The sequence below is a fragment of the Metabacillus malikii genome (assembly GCF_030813355.1).
In the GTDB taxonomy this organism is placed as follows: Bacteria; Bacillota; Bacilli; order Bacillales; family Bacillaceae; genus Metabacillus; species Metabacillus malikii.
Genome location: NZ_JAUSUD010000003.1, coordinates 19015 through 42799, shown reverse-complemented (window position 1 = coordinate 42799; position 23785 = coordinate 19015). Strand labels below are relative to the sequence as shown.

Below are 23785 nucleotides of genomic sequence, written 5' to 3'. Positions count from 1 at the left end.
CTTATGCGATATCAAAAACACTTCTTACTTTCAGCTGTTGTTTGAATGAAGTGATATCAAGCTCTACGCTCAATGAATCCTTTTTCACTGTAATGACCTTGTTTGTTCCTGAAGAGAGGTCAAAATAATTATCACTAAATTTACAATCAGCTTCAAGTAATTCTAATTCAACATATTTTGCAAATGTTGCGGTCTGAAGCGTAATATCGTACGTTTCTTCCGTTTCTGTTATTTCTGTCATAATTTCCGGGTTTAAAAACTCAAAGTGCTTTGGTTTTGCAAATAACAATGTCGTTGTCGTATGTTCTTTATCATCTATATATAATGTACATTCTACATACGTATTGCGCTTTGCTTCTTTTGTTAGAACATCTGCAAAATCAAGCTTCTCGCATTGATTAGCAGTTAAGCTCGCAATTTCTGTTGAAAGAGTGCCTTGTTTCACAATTTCTGAAGTGTTTTTACGTAATGTCCACTCGATGCGTGCTGTTACGTTTTCACGAGTTTCATTCGTTACATGAATTTCAACATTCGTACCGTCCTCACGTAGCGATAATAGGATTGGAGAATAAAACTTCTTCGCGAAATAATGTAATGCTTTCCATCGGCCATAGTAATCAATGCTTGACCATGAAGCAACAGGCCAACAATCATTTAATTGCCAGTATAGAGAACCCATACAACGTCCACGGTTTCTTCGCCAATGCTCAACACCATATTTAATTGCTTCAGCTTGCAATAATTGTGACGCATATAGCAATGAATCAAAGTCTTTAGGATATAGGAAGTTCTCTGACAAGTAGAACAGGATTTTCCCATTTGCTGCCCCATTTTTTTGATGCTTCTCCATTACATATGAGAAAATATTGCGGTCCTCTGGCACTGTAAATGTTTGAATCGTTTTCATTGATGGGAATGATTGAAATCCAAATTCAGAGCAAAATCTGAAATGGAATTTTTCATACTCTGAGAATGGTTTTAAACCATGCCAAACTTCCCAATAATGCATATCTCCTTCGTTCGGATTACGTGGTTCATTGAATCCACCGCCTGAAGATGGTGACGACGACCAATAAAATGTTTGTGGATCTAGTTTCTTCGCAAGCTCTGGAATGATAAATTCAAATAGTTTAATATAGTCAGCCTTATGTTTATAATCATCATCAGGCATATCTCCCCAGTGAACCCATGCTTCTTCAACTTCATTATTTCCACACCAAATACCAAGACTTGCATGATGACGAATTCGTTTCATATTATCAATTACTTCATGTTCAACCGTTTCTCTAAATTCATCATTCAAATCATACATGCTACATGCAAACATGAAGTCCTGCCAGACAATTAACCCTTTGCGGTCACATAAATCAAAGAAATAATCCTCAGGGTAAATACCGCCACCCCAAACACGAATCATATTAAAGTTCGCATCTACACAATCATTAATTAATGTTTCTGTTCTTTGACGTGAATTTCTCGCCAATAGATTGTCTTCAGGAATATAATTTGCTCCCATTGCAAAAATCGGCAGCCCGTTTACGATAAATTCGAACGATTTACCCCACTCGTCTGGCTCATGCTTCACTTCAATTGTACGAAGTCCAATCGTTAGGGACTTTTGATCCAATTGCTCTTGTTCATTAACTGTTTTGATTTCAACTTGATATAACGGCTGTTCACCATAGCCATTTGGCCACCAAAGTTTCGGCTCCTTCACATTAATTGTGATGTTCTCCTCTTTAGATAGATGATTAACCTTAGTTGTATCAACTTCTCCGGTTGGACTTGTTAGTTTTACTTCTAATCCTAATGTCTCGCGTTCGGTTCCTTGTACGTTTACTCTGACATTTAAACTTACTTCGTTGTGATTATGTTGTTGCGTAATGTACACGTCATCGATACGGCCTTTATTCCAAGCAAGGATTGAAACATCTCTCCATATTCCGAGGTCAGGGATTTGTGGACCCCAATCCCAACCAAACATACTATGTCCCTTTCGGATATGCGGAAACCCTTCGATTGCATCAGTCACTCCCCAAAGTTTCGTTTCCTTCTGCTTTTCAGTAATATATTGAATTGGTGAATATAGTGTAATGTGTAACGTGTTTTCACCTACCGTGATATAAGGCTTTATATCAAACTCATACGTCCGGTGCATATTGTTTGTTTGTGCGATTACATGACCATTTAAGGTTATTTTCGAAATCGTATCTAATCCATCAAAGCGGATGATCACATGCTGGTGATTAGCGATTGCTTCATCAATTGTAAAGCTACGTGTAAATTCATAATCCTTTGATGAAATATCATAGGCTTGGTCTTCGTTGTCACGATAGAACGGGTCATCAATTTCCCCTTGTGAAAATAAATCATGCATAACCGAACCTGGAACTGTAGCATTCATCCATTCATGTGCCTTTGTGCTCCTCATTTTCCACAAGCCATTTAAATCTAGTTTCTTCATTTCTGCATCCCCTTCGCCTTTGTTATTTTTGTTATTATCGAATTTTAATAATGTGTATGATTTTTAGTAATAATCATATACTACTATCTCGTAAATTAAGATAAGTCACTAAATAATCGCATTAGTGTTTCAGTAAGCAGCTTAACAAGCCAATTAACATTTCAATAATAAGCTAATACTTCAAATATGTTATTTCTGTTAGCGTTTTGTTAGTATATTTATACTTTATTATAATAACAACAAATAGTAAAGGTTTACTTTATCTATTACCTTATATTTTTATAGTTTTACACAACCCGTAACTTTACTCTGAATTTTCCCACATAATTTATTTAGTTTACACATCCATATTCCATCGTTGTACGAACCGCTAATAAAGTTAAGTGATTCATACACACAGAACAAAAGCGCAAGCGCCTTGATCAGCCCCGACAAGCATAAGACGCAAATGAATAGAAGACGCTCTTTGTCTTCGATTCATTTGTGGCTTATGACCTCGAGGGGCTAGGCGCTGGAGCTGGACGTCGAAGCGCTTATCCACATTTCAAGATTTTATAATTTCCTAAACAAAGAAAAAGGGTAGTATAAAAATCACCACTACCCTTTCATCCTTATTTTTTCGTCGCATAAAATTCTTTGATGACCTTTTCTGCAGGCTTTCCATAAACCGCATATTCATCATCTGTGAACGCATCTTCTTCCTTGTATAATAAAGCTTTCCAATCCCATAGACCAAACCCTTGAACCCAATCCTTTTGTCCAGCCTTTTCAAACATCACTTTGTAATAGTTCGCTTGAGCTTCCATATCAATTTCACCTTCTAAACCCCAATCATTTGGCACATACGGTGAATTTGAACGACTAGGACATCCCGCTTCAGCAAAGAAGAATGGTTTATTATACGGTTTTATAATTTCTTCAATTCTCGCTAATTGATTGTCCCAGTCATCAATCGGATAATATCCGCTAGATGAGATGACATCGACTGCGTCCCACCATTTTACGTTACCCTCTTGATATTTATCGGTGTTATACGTTATCGGCCCTTTATATTCAACACGAACATCATCAATTAATGCACGCCATTCTTTATCACGACGCTCAGTTTGAACCATTTCACAGCCTACGATCATCATTTCACACTTTGTTTTTTCAGCTATTTTTGCATAATGAACTTGGTATTCTGTATAACTCTTGAACCACTCACTCCATTTTGGTTCACAAGGAACATCTAAATCAAAGAAATTGATATGCGCTCTCCAAGTGCCATCTTTACAGTTAACAGTTGGTTTCAAGATTACTTTCAACCCTAACTCTCTTGAATAGTCGATCATTTGAACAAGCTCTTCATCTGAAACCATATGCTTACCTTGATAATCTACAACCGTTGTATGTGCTCCATCTTGAAGTGCAGCTAGTGAGATAATGACGTAGTCCGTATTTGTTCGTTCTTTTAACTTTCGTAACGATTCCTTTGCTTCTGGTTTTTCGAAGTCTCCTCTGCGACTCATCCAACCAAAGGTAAACCCATTAATAAAATCCATTCCAACAAACTCCTTTATATTCAATGTTCCTGACACCTCGACTAAAGCGAACAAGAACAGACTATTGTTAACCATGAACCTTTTTAAAAAAGGGTTCTGAAGTAAATTCAGCCCCCTCATCTTTAAACTATTTAACAGATCCCGCCATACCATTGTAAATATGTTTTTGTAATGTAATGAATGCGATTAAAGTTGGGATAATCGCAATGATGATCCCCGCACATATAACTTCCCATTGCGAACCATATGGACCTTTAAATTTGAACAAGGCTGTCGAGATAACCTGCAGCTCTGACTTCGGCATATAGAGAAAGGCGGTATAAAAGTCATTGTAAACATTAACACCTTTAACGATAATTACTGTCACAATCGCCGGTTTTAATAACGGCAAAATGATTTTGGTGAAAATCGTTAAATACGATGCACCATCCAACATTGCAGATTCATCTAACGAAACAGAAATTGAATCCATAAATTGCAAGAAGATATATACTGCAATAATATCTGTACTCATATATAAAATAATCGCAGCCCATCTTGTATTAAATAATCCCATATCATTAATGATTTGGAATGTCGCAACTTGAGTTGTTACCGCTGGAATTAAAGTTGCTAAAAGGAAAGCACCCATTAGTAGTTTACTACCTCTAAAATTAAAGCGGTGAAGCACGAACGCAATCATTGAACCTGTTAATGTCGCACCGATAATCGATAAAATTAAAATAAATGCCGTATTCGCAAAACCCATCAACATATTACCTTCTGTAAAGGCACGTGTGTAGTTTTCGAAATTTAACCAATTTTCAGGTGGTGTTAACGGCCCTGTACTTGTGTACTCATCACTTGTCTTAAAGGAGGCGAAAAACACAACGGCAATTGGAAGCAAGGCAACGAAAGCACCTAACAGTAATGAAACATACTTTCCGATACTCCCTAATGTATATTTAAGCTGGTACATGTTTAGTCACTCTCCTTTGAAAACTTTCTCTGAATTCCAGTTACAATTAACACGATAATTAATAATACAACTGCCATTGCAGATCCTAGGCCTATTTTTCCGTATTTGAAAGCAATATCGACTGTTTGGATAACGAACGTTTTACTTCCGTTCGAACCACCAGTCATGATGTATGGAATTTCAAACGCTGATAGCGCTCCACTAATCGCTAGAATTAAGTTTAACTCTATTATTCTTCTAATACTCGGCATAATAATATATCTAAATTGATGCCACTTATTTGCACCATCTATTTCCGCAGCTTCATATACTTCTTTTGGTATCGATGAAATCGCACCTAGGAAAATGATAAAGTTGAAGCCCATATATCTCCATACAGATGTACCAGCAAGAGAAATATTAATAACATCAGGATTTCCTAACCAATGTGTAATAATCCCACTAAGACCAATCGCATTTAATACCGTATCCAATGTACCATCAGGTCTGAAAAAGAATAGGAACATGAAACCAATTGCCACACCATTTAATAGGTAAGGGAAAAAGATGACTCCTTTGAAGAAGTTTTTCATGCGCACATTAAATGTTAAAATTGTTGCAAAGTATAACGCCAATCCCATTTGCACAAATGTTGCAGCAAAATAATATAAACTTACTTTAAAAACAACAAAGTATTCAGGGTCAGTAAAAATATCAATATAGTTTTGAAATCCGATAAATTCTTTATCACTAAATCCATTCCACTCAGTGAAACTATAGTAAAACATATTCATCACAGGTAGATACGCAAATGTTAACAGCAACGCTACCGGCACAATTGAGAATAAAATAATAATAACCCGTCGTTGTGCATCGTATGATAAGTTTGAGAATTTAAACACGGACTACACCTCCCGGTAGTAATAAGATTACAATAAAATAATTTCTTCGTACTTTATATAAGTAATGGTTGTATTTCGGCGGTGAATAAACACCATAGTATAATAATTAGCAGTTGATAAGCTTTAAGAAAGCAAGAAAAGTGCTAAAATCGCACTTTTCTTGGATTCAATTCGATTATTCAGCAGTTTCTTTATCGTAAGCTTCGTTCCATTCAGCATTAATTTCTTTCATAATGTCTTCAAACGATTCTTTACGGTTACCGATTGCAGCCTCTACGATACGTTTCGGCGTATCCTCAAGCCATAATCCTACTTCTGCTTCTTTATCAATTCTATCAAGTAAACCTTCTTGACCTTCTTTTGCTGGTACAAGAAGTTCAAACGCAACACCTTGCTCTTCATATTGCTTTAATTCTTCTGGTAGCGGAACATCTTTCGCTGCACTAATACCACCAGCTTGCTCTACAGAGTAGTTAGACTCATGAATAAACCAATCAACCCATGCTAATGCAGCATCTTTGTTTTCACTATGTTTGTTAACACCAATTTGGAAGTCAGCTCCAAGTGGGAAAATCACTTTATCAGCGTTTGTTGGGAATGGCATATAACCGATATCATCTGGATTTTCAGCTACACCTTTAATTTGGTCTATAGCCCATGAACCTAATACCATTGTTCCGATTTCACCTTTACCTAACATCGCTTTTGAAGTTTCCCAATCTGTCGTTAATGGGTCATCTTCAATTAACTTTTTGTTTGCAACATCATACATAAGTTTCCATAATTCATATTGTGGTTTACCTTCAACGAACTGGTCTTTCTCACTAACCATCGTTTGGTTATAGTAAGCAGGGTCACCCGCTACAGTTGTGAAAGCACCTTCCCATTGTGTTAAAGGCCAACCAGCTGCATAGTTTGTATATAATGGAATTGCATCTGTGTTATCTTTAACTTTTTGCAGGGCACCTAAGAAATCATCCATTGTTTTTGGAGTTTCAGCAATACCAGCTTCTTCAAAAACTTTTTTGTTATAAACAACACCAGTGTATGTTACAGCAATCGGAATACCGTAAACTGTTCCATTAACTGCTCTTTCTTCAACACCCATGTAATTTTCTTTCATTTCTTCTAATTTACCTAGTGGCTCAAAGAAGTTTGGAATATCTTCAATTGGAACTTGAGTCGGAATAAGTAAAACGTCACCATAATCTTGTGTGTTCATACGTGGTGTAATTTGACCACCGTAATCTGTTAACGCTTCAAATTTCACTTCAACGTTAGGATATTTCTTTTGGAATTCTTTCGCATATTCAGGGAAAACTGTATCAACGATATCTGTTCTTTGGTTGATAACTGTAATTTCACCTTTTATTTCTTCAGGATCTTTATCTTTCCAGCTTGTGTCTGCTTCAGTTGTATTGCCGCCCTCTTTTTTATCAGAACCTTCATCTTTGTTACCACAACCCGAAAGAGCTGCTAGAAGTACCAACATAACAACCATAAGTAAACTTAACAATTTACCTTTTTTCATCTTACTGACCCCTTCCTTTATTCTTTATTTTTAAAGTTACCGTGTAGGTTACAAAGTAATTGTATGATGTTAACGCTTTCCTGTCAATGACTTTCGATAAATTTCTTCAAAAAAGTTACAGATAAGTTCATTGCATCATCAAATTCAGACGTTAAACCGTTGTAATTAAAGGATTCAATATAGTTTATTTCACCGCAACCTAATAAAAAAAAGACGGTGAATTCGACTAATAGTAAGCGACTTCAACCGTACGTTTTTAACCTGTTTAAGTTAACGGTAAGTTACAAAAGGAAACGCACTAAGATGTCATATACATGTACACGGGATTACAAAGTTATTATTTAATTACAATGCGAGAATATACATTTTTTCGGGCAATGCTCCCTACATCACTTCTTTTAACGTTATTGTCATAAAAGACAAAACCTTTTAAAAAAGAAACTATATTAAATATCAATTAAAAAAGCACCCTTTGATGATAGGGTGCCGAGTAAGTCTAATTACTCCTCAATGATTTTATAAAGAGAATACATGACGCCTAAACCAAATAAAAACGGTCCGAAAATAACAAAAATCGCAAAGTTGTAATCCGCAATAAAGTACATGATAACGATAACAACGATTACCGCTACTGTACTAACAATATTTTTAATAATTGACACAAAAGCTACCATATTTGCATTCTTTATTTCCAGGCTTTTAAACGATAATAACACGGTGCTGTAAATTAGCATTAGTAATGTCAACGCTAAGAAATATATGAATAATATCGTAAGTAATAAAGTAACTGGACTATCACCTTGTTTGTTTATAAAAAATAGACCTGTATATAAAATAATGATAAGAATCGTATAGATGAAGGAAACAAGGCGATGATGCTTATACAGGTTATAGTATCGCTTAAACAATTCATTAATTTTATTCCCTTGTTCTTCATCATACCCGCTATTAATATCCCTTAAGACGATAAACAAGGCTGAAACAGCAGGAACTAAACTATAAATGAAAATCCCCTTTAATAAATATAACCAAAAATATAAGCTCACTTGAAAATACTTATATAAATATTGAAAGAACATCACAATCTTATTATTCATTAACACTTCTACCCTCTTACATTTTGAGATTTTGCTCTATTATACCCATGCTTTATCCATGAAATAAAGGGAAATAACTATACCTCTTATTTAAGAGACATCAGCGCACATACGATTATTTACTAAAAATAAAACAAGGTATCTTTACCTTGTTTTAATATTTTTCACAGAATGTCGATATACAATTTTTCCTTTTACTAAAATCCGTCCAAATGATTTCTGATGGTCTTTCAGTTTTTCAAGCATAAAGTTAACAGCATAATTCGCCATTTCTTCAATATCAATTTCAACAGTTGTTAGAGGTGGTGACGTAATCGTTGCATATATATCATTATCAAAGCTAACAACGGAACAGTCTTCAGGAACATTAAGCCCTAGCTTTGTTAATTTCTGAACTAAATTATGTGCAACCTGGTCACAATTGCACACGAATGCTGTTGGCATTTTTTTCGGAATATCGATATCAATATACGTACCATTATCATCACGGTCATTTAAGATATAATTTTGATTCAATTCTAGATTATGCTCAAGCAGTGACTTATAAAAACCTAAATAGCGATCCTGAATACTACTTGTCGAATATAAATTTCCTACATAACCAATTTCTTTATGGCCATTTTGGATTAAAAAATTCGTTATCTCGTAAGCACCATTAAAATTATCTGTCACGATCGAATCGATATCAGAGTTTTCATCATAAAAATCTAAAAAGATTTTCGGGATTGATATACTTTGAACTTTCTCGATATATTCTTTACTTATTTGGCCAAGAATAATAAAACCATCCACTTTTTTCTCATGATATATACGTGGTAATTGTAGGTTTTTTTCATCTTCTTTACTAAGAATGTGGAGAATCCCATAGTAATCATACTCTTCTAGCACTCTTGTTATACTTTGGTAGACATTTAAATAAAACGATTGGTGGTCCATCCCTGCAAACCGTTCCGGTATGATGACACCTATGTTATACGATAACCCTTCTTTTATCGACTTTGCCAACGCATTATAACGATAGCCCATTTCTTCAGCAAGAGTTTTTATTTTTACTTTTAGCTCATCACTTACACCGTCTTTATCATTAAGCGCCTTTGATACTGTTACACTGCTTACACTTAATTTGTCGGCAATATCCCTCATTGTTACATTATTTTTCATTATCGATTCCCCCGAGTTAACCGACTTAATAGAGGTTGGGACAAAAAGGTTTTAAATAATAGAAAAATCCGAACTACTAAATTAGATTTCCATTTAATCTTCGTGTTGTTATTACAGGGTAGACGTTCTGGTTGATTTCCGTTGCAGTACTCGCTTTCCGCGGGGTGGGTGGTGAGCCTCCTCGGCGTAAACGCCTGTGGGGTCTCACCTCTCCCACGCATCCCGCAGGAGTCTCGCACTTCCACTCCAATCAACCCTTACAGAATTAGTAACATAGAACCCCTAAAAACAATGTTCGTATTTAACTAGGTTAGTTTTTGTTATTTCCCATCCTCAGTCAATACCCTCTTATTTATTCACACTTTTTAATAATTCTAAGTTGTTTTCAATTAAAGCTTTACGTTGCTTCGCACAATCTAATGAACGGAATGGATCTTCCGGTGTATTGAATGTGTAATCAACTAATTTTTCAATCGTTGTCGTTGCTACATGGATACGTGTATCACTTGATGCGTAGTAAATGAATACTTCATTGTTTTCGTTTACGATAGCACCATTACAGAACACAACATTTGAAACGTCTCCGACTCTTTCTTCATCATATGGTGCAATAAAATGTCCACCAGGAGTCGCGATAACTTTCGTTGGATCCTCTAAGCTAGTAGCAAGCGTATAAAGAACATAACGTAAACCCGCTGCTGTATTTCTCACACCGTGTGCGATATGAATCCAGCCTTTATCTGTTTTAATCGGTGCAGGTCCTTGTCCGTTTTTCACTTCATAAATTGTATGGTAACGTTTTTCGTGCATGACTTTTTCATCGTGAACAACTGGATTCATAATGTCATCACAAAGTGCAAATGCAATTCCACCGCCAGAACCAGTTGAAATAAAGCCATCTTGCGGACGAGTGTAGAATGCATACTTCCCATCAACAAATTCAGGATGTAATACAACATTCCGTTGTTGCGGTGATGGTGTTTGGATGTTAGGAAGACGGTCCCACTTCTTTAAATCTTTTGTACGAACGAGGCCCGCTTGAGCAACTGCACTCGATGTATCAAATTCAGGAGCATCAGGATCCTTACTTTCAGAACAGTAAATTCCATAAATCCAACCATCTTCATGTTGAACAAGGCGCATATCATAAATATTTGTTTCTTTCTCATCGATATCATCCCATACTAAAGGAGTATCAATGAAACGGAAATTATCGATACCGTTGTCGCTCTCAGCTAGTGCAAAAATTGATTTACGGTCTAATCCTTCAGTACGAACAACTAAATAGTATTTATTATTTAAATAGATTGCTCCAGGATTAAACGCTGCATTAATCCCCAGTCTTTCCATGAAGTGTGGGTTTGTTTCTTTATTTAAGTCATAACGCCAATGCAGCGGTACATGGTGTCGTGTTACAACTGGATTTTCATAACGGTCATAAACGCCATTGTAAAAATCAGCTTTTTTCTTATTTTTCTTACTTAATAATTCGTTTTGCTTCTTTAATAATTCAAAATATTTATCATGGATCATTTCTTAGTTCATCCTCTCAATCATTTCTAAACAAAATCTTGCATTATGGTAAGGTGTTTTCCAAGGTTCTCCAACTGCCCGCTCTGTCGGTTTTCCATCAGCCTCAATAGACCAATACCATTCGCCGCCTTCACGATGGTCAACGATATGCTCCTTCGTGTATGCCCACAAACCATCTACTAGTGTTAAAAACTTATCATCTTTTGTTCTTTCATATGCATTTTGGAAGCCCACGATTGCTTCAGCTTGAACCCACCATACACGAGTTAGGTCCATCTCATCGTTCACCTGTTCATTTGCCAGAGAACCATCTTCTAAGATTGCATGGGAATTTCCGATGTTATATGCAATATCAATGACCATTTGAATATAACGCTCATCTGTTAAGCCGACTGCTTTAATAGCATCATCAATCAACCAACTCGCTTCAATGTCATGTCCAAATGATTTAATCTCAATTAATGAATTCCACTTTTTATCAAAGAAAACCCGCAAATACTTTGTTTCCTTGTTAAAAATCTTTTCATAAAAAATCTCAATTAGATTTGTTAAGCGTTCTTTCATTTGGTCAGTCGGATTCGCTTTATAAAGATTCGTGTATGCTTCTAAAACGTGGAGATGTGTATTTGTCGTAATGTCTGCAATTACTCCATTTTGACTTAATTTATCGTTTGGAAGCTCATTCCATTTTCGGTCAAATTCTTCCTTATACGCATTGTATTCTTTATCAAATCCTAAGCTTTCGATTAAGTTAAAAATATTGTTTGCATATTGTAATGCTTCTTCATTTTTCGTTACACGATAATATTCACTTAACGCATAAATACCAAATGATTGAGTATATACATGCTTTTGCGTTTCTTTCGGAGCACCTTTGTAATCTAGAAGCCAATATAGACCTTGATGTTCATGGTCATACATTTTCCCAACTAGAAATTGATAGGCATGGTGTGCCATCTCTAAATATTCTTGTCTTTTTGTCACACGATAAGCAGCTGAGAAAGACCATAAAAATCTCGAGATTTGGATTCCACCTTTATCTCCTTGCTTATCTACGGATAAGTCGTAATTCACAGTTCCATAGAAACCACCATGTTGTTCATCTTTTAACTTCATCCAAAAAGGTAAAATATGAGTTACTAAATGATTTTCTATTTCCTTTTTTAGTTTACTCAAAATAAAGTAACCCCCAAACTTTTAGTTTACCGATAACTTAATTACATGTTACTTATTTAGTTGTCGTTTGTCAATTATTTATAAAGCGGTTTCAGGTATTTTTAATGAATATAGTCATTTGAAGGGTAACAAATCTATATTTTTGCTTACTTTCAAAAAGATCCTATTAGGTTTATATCAGCACGAAGACTTGTTACTAGCAGAAGAATTGGAGACTTACTGATTATTTTGCAGATAGAAAGCACCCGAAATTGCACGTAAATAAAAGAAAGTTAAATAAAAAAAGAACTTACTGTATATGTTATTTAACAGTTCGTTCTTTTTTATCCTACTAATAATTATTGAGATGAAGTAATTGTTTATTAAGCCATGAAAGAATGTCCTGAATGACTTCATCACGATTTAATTCATTAAGTATTTCATGGCGAGCTTCATCATAAAATTTATATTCAATGTTGGAAATTTGGTATCGTTTATATTGTTCGATGACATCCGATACACCTTTTGAGGCCTTACCAACAGGATCCTTCGCACCGCTGACAAAGAAGATCGGCAAGTTCTTGTCTATCTTGGCCACTTCTTGATTACGATGGATAATTTCTAGACCTTCTAGTAAATCATAATAAAAGCTTGTTGTCGCTACAAAGCCGCAAAATTCATCATCGAGGTATTTTGACACTTCATTTTTATCACGTGTTAACCAATCAAAGCTTGTTTGCTGATCCGGAAATTGTTTATTGTAGCTACCAAAAATAAGTTTATTCATAAAGGGACTTTCCATTTGCGAGCCATGTTTTCTCTTTTGCACAGCAGCAAGTGTTTTTCCAATTTTCCCTAATATGCCTGGATTTCCACCTGTGCCAACAATGATAACCCCATTAACTTGTCCATGAAAACGCTGAATAAAACGCCGAGCTAAAAAAGAGCCCATACTATGTCCCAATAAAAAAACTGGCACAGTTGGATATTTGTGATGAATGTGCTCATTCAATTCTTTCACGTCTAATACAATCCGTTCAAAGCCGTTTTCTTCAGCAATGAATCCTAATTTCCCACTGTTTCTACCTGTTTCCCCATGGCCGCGGTGGTCATTCCCAATCACGACGATATTTTCTGAAACCAACTTTTCAGCAACATAGTCATAGCGCTTTATGTGCTCTGCCATCCCATGTGATAGTTGAACAATTGCACGCGGGGTTTTAATTTCCTCTCCCCAGCTTTTTATAAATACTTCATGACCATCGCTCATTTTGTGCCAGCTCTCGATTTTCCCCACCCCCAATTAGGGGACTGTCCCCTGTTTTAGTGATGATGGCTTCCTTTAGATGGATTTGTAATCACAAATTCCTCTCTTGGAACATAGAAGTATTGAATCCAAACACCATCAAGAAATTCATCACGTTTGTCTAGTAATACATTAATTCCTTTGTCTGTGCTGACAATTTCATCATGTTCAGTTGGAGTATCAAGCGAGATTTCATAATGTGCATGATCTCCGTGGTGATGCGTGACGTAGACGCGAATCATTTCCCCTTCCTTCGCATCCTTATCGAGCATTCTTTGAAGCACCTTTGCTGCATTACGGTTTACTTTACATTTCATTTAAATGAACCTCTTTCTATTATATTATCGATTATTTAGTAATAGTGAACTTTCTACAAATTAATTAAGCCTGTTTTCCTAAACTTTGTTTCTTTTATCTGGGTTGTCGTTTAGGGTTTGTCTCCTCTTGCAGTACTCGCTTTCCGCGGGGGGGGTGGTGAGCTTCATAGCTCCTTGCGCACGAACAAGCAAACTTCAGGTCTTCTCCCTACGATAAGTCATCATTGATTCGCCATTCGGCTCATCGTGATTCCTTTGGTCTTAGTCGATGCCCCTCCAGTTTGTACGTCGATGGGCAAGCCGCCTACGCTTTTCGTTCTCCTCAGCGTAAACGCCTGCTCACGTCTCACCTCTCCCACGCATCCCGCAGGAGTCTCGCACTTACGCTCCAACAAGCCCTAAAAAAAGTTAGTGCAAAAAAGCCACAATCTTTTAAAAAGGAGCATTAATTAAAACATTCATTTGCTATCAGTTTGTACGATTCCCATCTATCTTCAGGCTGATATGTTATTGTTAGTATCATTAATTCAGAAGTTCTGTACGAGTTTTTTACCGTTAGTAGTTTCTGTTTAACTTCTTTTGGATTGCCAATTATCATTTTGCGCTTTATATTGCTGACTAATTCGTGTTCCTTCGAGGAATAAGAGTATGATTCAGCTTCAGCAATGGAAGGAATTCCATCTCTAGCTTCTCCTTTTGCCGCTAAAACATTCCATAATATCCAACTAGAAGCGATTCTTTCAGCTTTTTCAGTTGATTCGGCACAAATAACAGAGACGGCAACAATTGATTCAGGCTTGTTTATGTTTGTTAATTTAAAATTGTCGTAATAGAGCCGGACAATTTCGCCGCCGCTTTGCTCACTCATAAAGTCAGCATATGCATAAGGTAGCCCTTTCTCTGCAGCTAGAAGTGCACTTTTCTTACTCATCCCTAAAAGCCATAACTCGGGAGGTACAACTGGTATTGGCGATGCTTTCACTTTTGAAAACATGTGGTCATTTTCAAAATCATTTGCAAGGAAATGTTTCAGTTCATCTACGGCTTCCGGAAACTCCTTCACATTAGCTAAAAAGTTTTTCGATAATGCCAACGATGCTTCAGCAGAACCTCCTGGTGAACGACCGATTCCTAAATCAACTCTACTAGGAAATAACGTTGCTAATACATGATGTGTTTCAGCCACCTTGTACGGGCGATAATGAGGGAGTAAAATTGCTCCAGATCCGATTCGTATCCTATTTGTTCTCGCACCGATATACCCAAGCATAACCTCTGGAGCTGAACAGGCTAATCCAGGTAAATCGTGATGCTCCGCAATCCAATATCTGGTATATCGATTATCCTCACCAATTTGAGCTAGTTTGACCGCTGCCTCTAACGCATCTTTTGCTGTTTGACCTTTTGAAATCGGTGCTTGGTCTAAAATACTTAACTTCATCCTTTCACCTCCATTTGAAGCGAACATTTCAGAGAGATTTAAAGAAACATATCTGCTAGTACATTGTATGTATACAATTTATCTTCAAAGCTATAAACATTGTTAATCACCATAAATTCCTCAACTTGATACTTTTCACTTAACAATAGTAGTTGCTCCTTTACATCTTCAGGCGTTCCAATCATCATTCGTTTACGATTTTGTTTAATCTTCTCTTTGTCTTTTTCCGTTAAACGATTACTTTTCGCCTGCTCTATTGAAGGAATTTTCGTATTCTCCCCCTTTTCAACCGCTAATAGCCACAAATCCTGTGTCAAGGCAATTTCCTCTGCCTTTTCTCTTGTCGGAGCACAAACGATGAATACACAAACATTCACTTTAGGTTCCGCAAGAAAAGGGGAAGGTTTGAAATCACGTTTATACTGTTCAATCGCAACTTGACCAGATGTAGGTACAAGAAAATGGCCAAAAGTAAATGCCGTCCCTTTTTCAGCAGCAAGTCTTGCCCCTCTTTGTGATACACCTAACATCCACATCTCAGGCAACTGTTTCGTAAGTGGGTATGCAATAACATCGTTTTCTGTGTGCTGATTTGTTAGATAACTTTGTAGTTCACTCACTTGTCTCGGAAACTCATTAAGGCTTTTGCGGATTCCGTCGGTTAACGCCAACCTCGTTGTTGGAGGTCCACCTGGTGACCGTCCAATCCCTAAATCAATCCGGTCGGGATATAAGGTTTGTAATACGTTAAAGTTTTCTGCAATTTTAAATGGACTGTATTGCGGGAGGAGCACACCACCTGAGCCAATCCGGATTCTATCCGTCATTGTAGCTAAATGACTGATTAATATTTCTGGAGAAGTGCCGGCAAGTCCATTCGTATTATGATGTTCTGCAACCCAAAATCTTGTATACCCTAAATCATCTGTCAGCTTTGCTAATTGTTCAGTCTTATTAAAGGCATCACTTGCTGTCTCACCCATTCGGATAACAGATTGGTCAAGTACACTTAATTTCATTCCTACTCCCAGCTTTCTCCACAAATTTACTTCATGAGCTTTTTCATTAATTTCAGGCTATTTTTTGCATTTGGATACTTGAGGCTTAAATCAAAACGATTTGTTTGCTTAAGAATGCTTTTGTAGTGAGAAAATGCAACAAAACTCGATTCACCATGGTACGAACCGATACCACTTTCACCTACACCACCGAATGGAAGATATGGTGTTGCAATATGCATTAACGTATCATTAACACATCCTCCACCAAACGAGATTTCTTTTAGCACTCGTTTCTCCGTGTTGTTATTCGTTGTAAATAAATAGAGAGCCAATGGTTTAGGTCGTTTTTTTACAAACGAAATGACTTCGTCAAGTGTTTCATAGTCTAGTATTGGCAGGATTGGACCGAATATTTCTTCTGTCATTAACGAACTGGACATCTCGAAAGGCTTCATCAAGGTCGGTGCCATTTTATGCTTGTCTTCATTAACCTGTCCACCAAAAAGAATGTCCCCATCAGACAGATACCGTTTCAACCTATTGAAGTGCTTTTGATTAATAATTTTTGGATAGCTTTCATTTTGATTTGCATCCGAACCGTAAAAGTCTTTTACTACTTTTTTCATTTCCTCGATTAGGCGATCTCGTACGGAATGATGAATAAATAAGTAATCAGGTGCAATACATGTTTGTCCCGCATTTGTCCATTTCCCGAAAGCAATGCGCTTTGCTGCAAGCGTAAGATTTGCTGTTTCATCGACAATACAAGGACTTTTCCCACCTAATTCAAGTGTGACAGGTATTAATTGCTTTGCCGCTTTTTGCATAATGATTTTTCCAACGGGGACACTGCCGGTAAAGAAAATATAATCAAACGGTTGCTCTAACAAATGATTCGTTGTTTCAATGCCACCTTCAAGTACAGCTATGTAATTTGGGTCAAATTCAGCTTTGATAAGCCTGCTAAGTAATCGAGATGTATGAGGAGCTAGCTCAGACGGCTTTAAAATAGCCGTATTACCTGCTGCAATGGCGCCGATTAGTGGAGCTAATTGAAGTTGAAATGGATAATTCCAAGGAGCAATAATAAGTGTTACACCGTACGGTTCAGCAACTTGATATCCTTTTGAGCCGATATGTGTTTTTGCTGTTTTCACCTTCACGGGTTTCATCCATGAATCGATTTTCTTTATCGCAAACCGGATTTCTTCTAATAGAAAACCAATTTCAGTCATATACGCTTCCGTTTCCGATTTGTTTAAATCATTCTTTAACGCAGTAACAATCTCACGTTCATTTGAACGGATTAGCTGAGCCAATTGTTTAAGCACATTAATCCTTTTTTCTTTAGCAAAGGTCTGCCCTGTAGCAAAGAACTTCTTTTGTCGCTGAACGGCATCCTCGACTGCTTCTACCGATGATTCTTCTATAACGATTTCTTCTTTCAAGCATTAACACCTCATTTATAGGAAATAATCGCTTAGTTACTTTGACATAACGGAACGACAATTATGAAAAATCTCATTGATAGATTACACATCGTTATCAATAATCATTCTATTGTTATTATTTTAGCCTATTCGATTCTTAAATAAAAACGATTGGATTAAAGGTCAGACTAAACGACGATTTTAGGACATGATGAAAGAACTCTTGTTAAACAACGAACATAGTTTACTAGGAGTTTTGATGTGTAATTTTAATAAGGTTAATTGTTGTGGTGGAAGTGCGGGGCTCCTGCAGGATGCGTGGGAGAGGTAGAGCTAGAGGTGAGACTCAAAGGAGTTTCGCTTAGGGTGTCTTCGTAAGGGCGATGAAGACGTTTTTTTTCAAAGCCAGCATCAAAAACGGCTTCATTAGCACGATGAAGACGATTTTTTCCCAAAGCCACCGCCAAATTCGGCTTCATAAAACCGATGAAGACGAAAATTCACCAAAGTCAGCGCCAAAAACGCCTTCATAAGTCTAATGAAGACGGAAATTTTGCAGTATCAGATCCAAAAACGGCTTCAAAAATCAATGAAGACGATAATTTAGCATTGTCAGCACCAAAATCAGCTTCATAAGCCCAGGTGAATACGAAAACGAACACATCGAAAAGCGGGAGTTAATTCCAATACACCAGCGGAATTACCTAGTAAAAGCAAGTAACAATGTTTCAAAATACAACCAGAACTAATAGGATGGATCTATCCAAATTCCAAAACATAGTTCGGGTTTGTGTATGTTAAAGCCTACTGTCACAGCGTAAGGCTTCTATATTAGTTTGCAATCGTTCTTGTTATTTTAGAATAAATGCTAGATAGATAATAGAATCGTCGATTACTATTTTCGGTTTGCTCGTCACGCTCTTTTCCTTGAACGACTAAAAGATAATCTTTCAGTTCTCCTTGATAGACAAACTCAAAGTGACCACAATCTGTAAGGTCGTTAGGCTTAACTAAGCATGCAGGTTTATCTTTAATTGCAATCCCGGCATTTGACAGGATCGTTGCTACAAATTGTGAACAGAAATAGGCCTTTTCTCTATTCATTTTTTTATTTAATAGAACAGCAAATAAACCAATAAAATTGTATTTGTATAATTCCTTCTCTTCTTCAATTTTCTGGATTCTAGACAACATTTCCAGGTAGTGATTCTCTGTGACCGTACATTTATAAATTGCGCAAGATGCCCCCTTGAAAATGGAACTGTCTAAATCCTCTTTTACAAAGCCGCCTATAAACGGATTATTTGGTCTCTTGCGCCCAAAGCTATATACAACATCTAGTTCTTTAGTGAAGGATATTGAAGCATGATTATAAGGATATCTTGTAAACACTTTAATGATTCTAGTAAGTACTGATTTAGTGTCTGATAGAATAATATAAACGTGCATAATATACCTCCAATCTAGTATTTATTTGGCAAATAAAAAAGTACAGCAATGCATTTCTACGCTTTATATTAGGAAGTGATTTTCATAAAGTCAATTCAATGTCTTTATAATTACAAAGCTTGTCTTTAGCCCCGTATCCGTTATGAAGATTCTGTTAGTCATTATCTAATACTTTCACAGGTACGATAACGTTCTTAAGCTTTAATTCTTTCTAAGGCTTGAGCAGTATCTTTACTGCTTTACATGGACTTAGTTGATGCGATTTTTCACAAGTCCTTAAAGTCCCACGTCCTCTACACTAATTAAAGCAGGTGATAATAATTTCGTCCTACTCTTTAGAAAAATATGTCTTAACTGTTTATTATTTTCAGTATATCAATATTCTAAAAAAAAGGCTCAATTATTTTTTGAAGAATGTCTTAATTTTCACTTTGAGTTATAAAAACGATTAATCTCTTATTAGTATAGTAAAAGATTCTTAGATTTCATCTAAATATATAGTCTCTAATTTTTTCACAAGTAAAATTACCTATTCACGTTAAAAAGGACGATACCTCGCCCTTTTACTTTAATCTCTTTTAGGACAATTCATCTATTGGTTATGGTACCTTCATTGTTGATAAATATCGCTCTATTATAAAAAGATTTCAGAAAGTGAGTACTTACGGTAGTCAACCCAAAATGACGACTCAATATAGAGTAACAATGATGACCATGCATCTCTATTTTCTTTACAATCGATCCTTATTTAGAATGATAATAGACTTCCTCAAAAGGCTGAACGACAACAAAGCCATCGCCTGCAAATTTCATTTGGATTGATTCACCGCTTCCTCTACCAAAAAAGGTCTTTAATGTGATATCTGTTTGGAATTCCGGTTGCAATCCCCCGCTCCATGCTACCGTTGCGTTTGGATCTGTTATGACAGGATTTCCTGGGGTTACCCGTAATGTTAGTGGTTCATAATGGGACGTAATTGCGACCATACCGGTTCCTTCGCAGCGGACATTAAATAATCCACCTGCCATCATCCCTGCAATTCGCTTCATAAGCTTAATATCCCAGTTAATACTCGGTTCAAATGCTAATAAGTCATTCCCATTTACATGGATGACTTCATTTCTCAAATCAAGCACTGTAACCTTTTTCCCTTGGTCCGCTAGGTAGAGTTTCCCTCGTCCCGTCGCTTTCATCAACGAGGTCCCTTCACCTGTAAATGCCTTTTTAAATGTTTTACTCAGTCCATGTTCAAACATTCCTTCGCGTTCAAATTTGATTTTTCCGTTATATGAAATCATTGAACCCGCTTTTGCCCAAACTTGACCATCAAGATTAACTTCAAGCATTCGCTGTGTTTCTAATTCAAATAAACCTTGGTCTTTATCCACTTGTTCTGTTTGCTTTAAAAATTCAGAGATTGAATATTTACTCATCCGTAACACTTCCCTTCTACTAGTATTACGATGAAGCAATGGTATTTGTTTCATTTTTTACCATAAAAAGTCCCGCCTTAATAAGACGGGACTTTTTCACTTTTCTCGTTAGCAGTTACCTAGAAATAAACGATGCAAATAATAATAACTAGCACTATTCGATAAACCGCAAATGGAATTAGCTTAATTTTATTTATCAACTTAAGGAAAAAACGGATTGAGATTAATGCGAAAACAAAAGCACTAATAAATCCTACAATAAAAAATGGCATTGCTTCAAGCGTGAAATACTCCCAGTTCTTCAAAAGCGAAATACCACTCGCGCCTGCCATAATCGGAACTGCCATTATAAATGTAAAATCAGCTGCTGCTCGATGGCTCAATCCTAAAAGCACACCACCAGATATCGTTGAACCGGAGCGGGAAAACCCTGGCCAAAGTGATAAACATTGGATGAAACCAATTGATAGAGCTTGTTTGTACGTTATTTTATCAACAGTATCAACCTTAGGCTTCTTCCCACCATAGATGTCGGCAAAAATCATTAAAATAGCCCCTACTACTAAACCGATTAATACTGTTTCTATTGAAAATAGATATTCATCAATATAATCCTCGAAAAGAAGACCTAAAACACCTGCAGGAATTAAACCTACAATGACTTGTGTCAAACGTAAATGTTGACCGCCTTGTTCAGTAGTACGCTTCTTTTTGCTGAGACGATTTAAGCCTAACAGGTCAATAAATCGGTCTTTAAAAACAACGACGACTGCGAGAATCGAACCTAATTGGATAACTATTTTAAAGGTATTTGCAACGTACTTTCCTAAAGTATCCCCAGATTGTAGCCACATATCATCGACGACAATCATATGACCAGTTGAAGAAACCGGAGCAAATTCAGTTAACCCCTCGACCATACCTAGTATCAACGCTTTTATCAGTGTAATGATATCCATTCTTTAATCTCCCTTTTCAATACATTAACTTAAAAATTATACGTTATTACTAAATCGTTGTATATAGAAACAATGTAAATAAAAAGGAAATAGGGGACAGTCCCCTACCTTAGTCCCACGCCAAAATACAGGGACAGTCCCCCTACCTTCCAGTCCCCTACCTTCATCCTAAGTTTTAACTGAATTCTCATCGGATAATTTTGTGTCTTTTCGGGTATACCAACAACAACAGACAGTGTGTCAGAATGATTCAATTGTAAGATGAAAGGCATTAAATTTTAGCTAAAATTTTAACCTAATTGGCAATAATATACTTGTATTTTCTCCCTTTTCTACTAACTAAAGTAAAACTATTTCCACTTTGTAAATTTAATGTAAAGATTTTATTAAATTTATGTAAAAGAAGCGTAAAAATAATGTAAATTCGTGTCTAAAATTGTTATTATAGCAAAGTGTTTATACATACATAAAAGGGAGTGTGTTCCACATTGGATTTAAACTATCAAGAGATGCTCTTTCAATTTTTTGGGGGACTAGGGATCTTTTTATTCGGGATTAAATACATGGGCGATGGTCTACAAAATGCGGCTGGAGACAGATTAAAGGATATTTTAGACCGGTTCACGACAAATCCATTCATGGGCGTATTAGCAGGTGTACTAGTAACTGTTCTGATTCAGTCAAGCTCCGGGACAACGGCTTTAACGGTTGGTCTTGTAAGTGCTGGGTTTATGACACTAAGACAAGCGATCGGTGTCATTATGGGAGCAAATATCGGGACAACCGTCACTGCGTTTATTATTGGAATTGATATCGGTGAATACTCTTTACCAATAATCATGCTAGGTGCAATTCTTTTATTCTTCTTTAAAAATGTAAAGATTACCTCGATTGGTCAAGTTGTCTTTGGCTTTGGAGCGTTATTTTATGGCTTAGAATTGATGAGTGGTGGTATGAAGCCGTTACGCTCACTTGATGCCTTTCAAGAATTAACATTAAGTATGAGTAACAGTCCTATTTTAGGTGTTGTTGTCGGAACGATCTTTACAGTGATTGTTCAAAGTTCTAGTGCAACAATCGGTATTTTACAGGAACTATTTTCACAAGAAGCAATTAATTTAAAAGCCTCCTTACCTGTGCTGTTTGGTGACAACATCGGAACAACGATTACAGCTGTTATTGCTGCTTTAGGTGCTTCAATCGCCGCAAGACGTGCAGCTCTAGTTCATGTTATGTTTAATCTAATTGGTACAATTATTTTCTTAATTATTCTTACACCTTTTACGAATCTCATTGGCTATTTACAAGGCGTACTTGGCTTAAATCCTGAGATGACAATTGCTTTTGCGCACGGGATATTTAACGTTTCAAATACGGTGATCCAATTTCCATTTATCTTTGCTTTAGCATGGATTGTGACAAAGATTATCCCTGGTGATGATGAATTTATTGATACGAAGCCACATCACTTAAATCCAATGTTTATTGAACGATCCCCCTCTATTGCATTAGGACAAGCAAAAGAGGAACTAAAGAGAATGTGTGAATTCTCAATAAACGGACTGAATGAAGCACTAACTTACTTTCATAATAGCGATAAAAAGCATCGGGAAAACTCGCTTCAATATGAATCAGGCATTAATAATTTAGATAAAAAGATTACGCAATATTTACTAGATATTTCTTCAAAATCGTTATCAAATACGGAACGAGATGAATTTTCAAACATAGCCGATTCGATTCGTGATATTGAACGAATTGGTGACCATATGGAAAACATCGTCGAGCTTATTGATTATAAATTAAATAAAAAGGTGACACTATCAGAAAGTGCACAAACAGAATTAGCAGAAATGTATAACTTAACGACTACAACATTACAAATGGCTTATGACGCATTCTTTAACGAAGATGTTGAATTAGCCAAAAAAGCGCTAGAGAATGAAGACAAAATTGATAAAATGGAGCGTCAATTAAGAAAGAAACATATTTTACGTTTGAACGAACGTCAATGTACAGGTGACGCCGGAATCGTCTATGTCGATATTATTAGCAACCTAGAAAGAATCGGAGACCACGCTTCAAACATTGTCGAAGCCGTCATAAATACAAAATAACAATCAA

The 23785-nt window shown here is 36.4% G+C and carries 20 protein-coding genes; 2 read left to right on the top strand and 18 right to left on the bottom strand.

Annotation, left to right across the window (positions count from 1 at the left end):
* Nucleotide 1: 1 nt before the first annotated feature.
* From J2S19_RS04100 to J2S19_RS04030, 15 genes are all read right to left on the bottom strand, one after another.
* Entirely contained in the window at nt 2-2464 is a 2463-nt protein-coding gene (locus J2S19_RS04100) for a beta-mannosidase (RefSeq protein WP_307337668.1), read from the bottom strand.
* A 611-nt stretch (nt 2465-3075) separates the two neighbouring features.
* Entirely contained in the window at nt 3076-4008 is a 933-nt protein-coding gene (locus J2S19_RS04095) for a glycoside hydrolase family 113 (protein WP_307337665.1), read from the bottom strand.
* Between the two features lie 127 nt (nt 4009-4135).
* Nucleotides 4136-4966, bottom strand: coding sequence for a carbohydrate ABC transporter permease (locus tag J2S19_RS04090; RefSeq protein ID WP_307337662.1), 831 nt, complete (start codon nt 4964-4966; stop codon nt 4136-4138).
* A gap of 2 nt (nt 4967-4968) precedes the next feature.
* Entirely contained in the window at nt 4969-5847 is an 879-nt protein-coding gene (locus tag J2S19_RS04085; protein WP_307337659.1) for a carbohydrate ABC transporter permease, read from the bottom strand.
* Between the two features lie 175 nt (nt 5848-6022).
* Complete coding sequence (locus tag J2S19_RS04080; RefSeq protein WP_307337655.1) at nt 6023-7378, bottom strand: ABC transporter substrate-binding protein; 1356 nt, start codon at nt 7376-7378, stop codon at nt 6023-6025.
* Nucleotides 7379-7878: 500 nt separating this feature from the next.
* Nucleotides 7879-8475, bottom strand: a complete 597-nt coding sequence (locus J2S19_RS04075) for a YesL family protein (protein ID WP_307337652.1) — start codon at nt 8473-8475, stop codon at nt 7879-7881.
* 144 nt (nt 8476-8619) lie between these two features.
* Nucleotides 8620-9636: a LacI family DNA-binding transcriptional regulator gene (locus J2S19_RS04070; protein ID WP_307337650.1), complete on the bottom strand. Its 1017-nt coding sequence runs from the start codon at nt 9634-9636 to the stop codon at nt 8620-8622.
* Nucleotides 9637-9984: 348 nt separating this feature from the next.
* Entirely contained in the window at nt 9985-11169 is a 1185-nt protein-coding gene (locus tag J2S19_RS04065; RefSeq protein ID WP_307337647.1) for a glycoside hydrolase family 130 protein, read from the bottom strand.
* Nucleotides 11170-11172: 3 nt separating this feature from the next.
* Complete coding sequence (locus J2S19_RS04060; RefSeq protein WP_307337644.1) at nt 11173-12345, bottom strand: AGE family epimerase/isomerase; 1173 nt, start codon at nt 12343-12345, stop codon at nt 11173-11175.
* A 331-nt stretch (nt 12346-12676) separates the two neighbouring features.
* Nucleotides 12677-13594 (bottom strand): alpha/beta fold hydrolase, encoded by a 918-nt coding sequence (locus J2S19_RS04055; RefSeq protein WP_307337641.1) that lies wholly within the window; start codon nt 13592-13594, stop codon nt 12677-12679.
* A 53-nt stretch (nt 13595-13647) separates the two neighbouring features.
* Nucleotides 13648-13947 (bottom strand): iron-sulfur cluster assembly accessory protein, encoded by a 300-nt coding sequence (locus J2S19_RS04050; RefSeq protein WP_307337638.1) that lies wholly within the window; start codon nt 13945-13947, stop codon nt 13648-13650.
* A 221-nt stretch (nt 13948-14168) separates the two neighbouring features.
* On the bottom strand, nt 14169-14297 hold the full coding sequence (locus J2S19_RS04045) for a hypothetical protein (RefSeq protein ID WP_307337635.1): 129 nt from the start codon (nt 14295-14297) through the stop codon (nt 14169-14171).
* Nucleotides 14298-14392: 95 nt separating this feature from the next.
* On the bottom strand, nt 14393-15388 hold the full coding sequence (locus J2S19_RS04040; protein WP_307337633.1) for an LLM class flavin-dependent oxidoreductase: 996 nt from the start codon (nt 15386-15388) through the stop codon (nt 14393-14395).
* A 38-nt stretch (nt 15389-15426) separates the two neighbouring features.
* Nucleotides 15427-16407, bottom strand: a complete 981-nt coding sequence (locus J2S19_RS04035; protein WP_307337630.1) for an LLM class flavin-dependent oxidoreductase — start codon at nt 16405-16407, stop codon at nt 15427-15429.
* 26 nt (nt 16408-16433) lie between these two features.
* Nucleotides 16434-17837: an aldehyde dehydrogenase gene (locus tag J2S19_RS04030; protein WP_307337627.1), complete on the bottom strand. Its 1404-nt coding sequence runs from the start codon at nt 17835-17837 to the stop codon at nt 16434-16436.
* 468 nt (nt 17838-18305) lie between these two features.
* On the opposite strand from J2S19_RS04030, the gene J2S19_RS04025 reads away from it, so the two are divergent.
* Nucleotides 18306-18455: a hypothetical protein gene (locus J2S19_RS04025; RefSeq protein ID WP_307337624.1), complete on the top strand. Its 150-nt coding sequence runs from the start codon at nt 18306-18308 to the stop codon at nt 18453-18455.
* 195 nt (nt 18456-18650) lie between these two features.
* Here the strand turns inward: J2S19_RS04025 and J2S19_RS04020 are convergent, their stop codons facing one another.
* From J2S19_RS04020 to J2S19_RS04010, 3 genes are all read right to left on the bottom strand, one after another.
* The gene (locus J2S19_RS04020; protein ID WP_307337622.1) at nt 18651-19268 is read right to left on the bottom strand and encodes a hypothetical protein; all 618 of its coding nucleotides are present in this window, start codon (nt 19266-19268) and stop codon (nt 18651-18653) included.
* Between the two features lie 744 nt (nt 19269-20012).
* Nucleotides 20013-20702, bottom strand: coding sequence for an AIM24 family protein (locus tag J2S19_RS04015; RefSeq protein ID WP_307337620.1), 690 nt, complete (start codon nt 20700-20702; stop codon nt 20013-20015).
* A 119-nt stretch (nt 20703-20821) separates the two neighbouring features.
* Nucleotides 20822-21661 (bottom strand): undecaprenyl-diphosphate phosphatase, encoded by an 840-nt coding sequence (locus tag J2S19_RS04010; protein WP_307337617.1) that lies wholly within the window; start codon nt 21659-21661, stop codon nt 20822-20824.
* A gap of 488 nt (nt 21662-22149) precedes the next feature.
* On the opposite strand from J2S19_RS04010, the gene J2S19_RS04005 reads away from it, so the two are divergent.
* Entirely contained in the window at nt 22150-23778 is a 1629-nt protein-coding gene (locus tag J2S19_RS04005) for a Na/Pi cotransporter family protein (RefSeq protein ID WP_307337613.1), read from the top strand.
* The last annotated feature ends 7 nt before the right edge of the window (nt 23779-23785 follow it).

What these genes read in the sequence shown, in the direction of transcription:
- J2S19_RS04100 (WP_307337668.1), bottom strand. Translation starts at nt 2,464, where the DNA reads ATGAAGAAACTAGATTTAAATGGCTTGTGGAAAATGAGGAGCACAAAG.
- J2S19_RS04095 (WP_307337665.1), bottom strand. Translation starts at nt 4,008, where the DNA reads ATGGATTTTATTAATGGGTTTACCTTTGGTTGGATGAGTCGCAGAGGA.
- J2S19_RS04090 (WP_307337662.1), bottom strand. Translation starts at nt 4,966, where the DNA reads ATGTACCAGCTTAAATATACATTAGGGAGTATCGGAAAGTATGTTTCA.
- J2S19_RS04080 (WP_307337655.1), bottom strand. Translation starts at nt 7,378, where the DNA reads ATGAAAAAAGGTAAATTGTTAAGTTTACTTATGGTTGTTATGTTGGTA.
- J2S19_RS04075 (WP_307337652.1), bottom strand. Translation starts at nt 8,475, where the DNA reads ATGAATAATAAGATTGTGATGTTCTTTCAATATTTATATAAGTATTTT.
- J2S19_RS04070 (WP_307337650.1), bottom strand. Translation starts at nt 9,636, where the DNA reads ATGAAAAATAATGTAACAATGAGGGATATTGCCGACAAATTAAGTGTA.
- J2S19_RS04065 (WP_307337647.1), bottom strand. Translation starts at nt 11,169, where the DNA reads ATGATCCATGATAAATATTTTGAATTATTAAAGAAGCAAAACGAATTA.
- J2S19_RS04055 (WP_307337641.1), bottom strand. Translation starts at nt 13,594, where the DNA reads ATGAGCGATGGTCATGAAGTATTTATAAAAAGCTGGGGAGAGGAAATT.
- J2S19_RS04050 (WP_307337638.1), bottom strand. Translation starts at nt 13,947, where the DNA reads ATGAAATGTAAAGTAAACCGTAATGCAGCAAAGGTGCTTCAAAGAATG.
- J2S19_RS04040 (WP_307337633.1), bottom strand. Translation starts at nt 15,388, where the DNA reads ATGAAGTTAAGTATTTTAGACCAAGCACCGATTTCAAAAGGTCAAACA.
- J2S19_RS04035 (WP_307337630.1), bottom strand. Translation starts at nt 16,407, where the DNA reads ATGAAATTAAGTGTACTTGACCAATCTGTTATCCGAATGGGTGAGACA.
- J2S19_RS04025 (WP_307337624.1), top strand. Translation starts at nt 18,306, where the DNA reads ATGAAGACGAAAATTCACCAAAGTCAGCGCCAAAAACGCCTTCATAAG.
- J2S19_RS04020 (WP_307337622.1), bottom strand. Translation starts at nt 19,268, where the DNA reads ATGCACGTTTATATTATTCTATCAGACACTAAATCAGTACTTACTAGA.
- J2S19_RS04015 (WP_307337620.1), bottom strand. Translation starts at nt 20,702, where the DNA reads ATGAGTAAATATTCAATCTCTGAATTTTTAAAGCAAACAGAACAAGTG.
- J2S19_RS04010 (WP_307337617.1), bottom strand. Translation starts at nt 21,661, where the DNA reads ATGGATATCATTACACTGATAAAAGCGTTGATACTAGGTATGGTCGAG.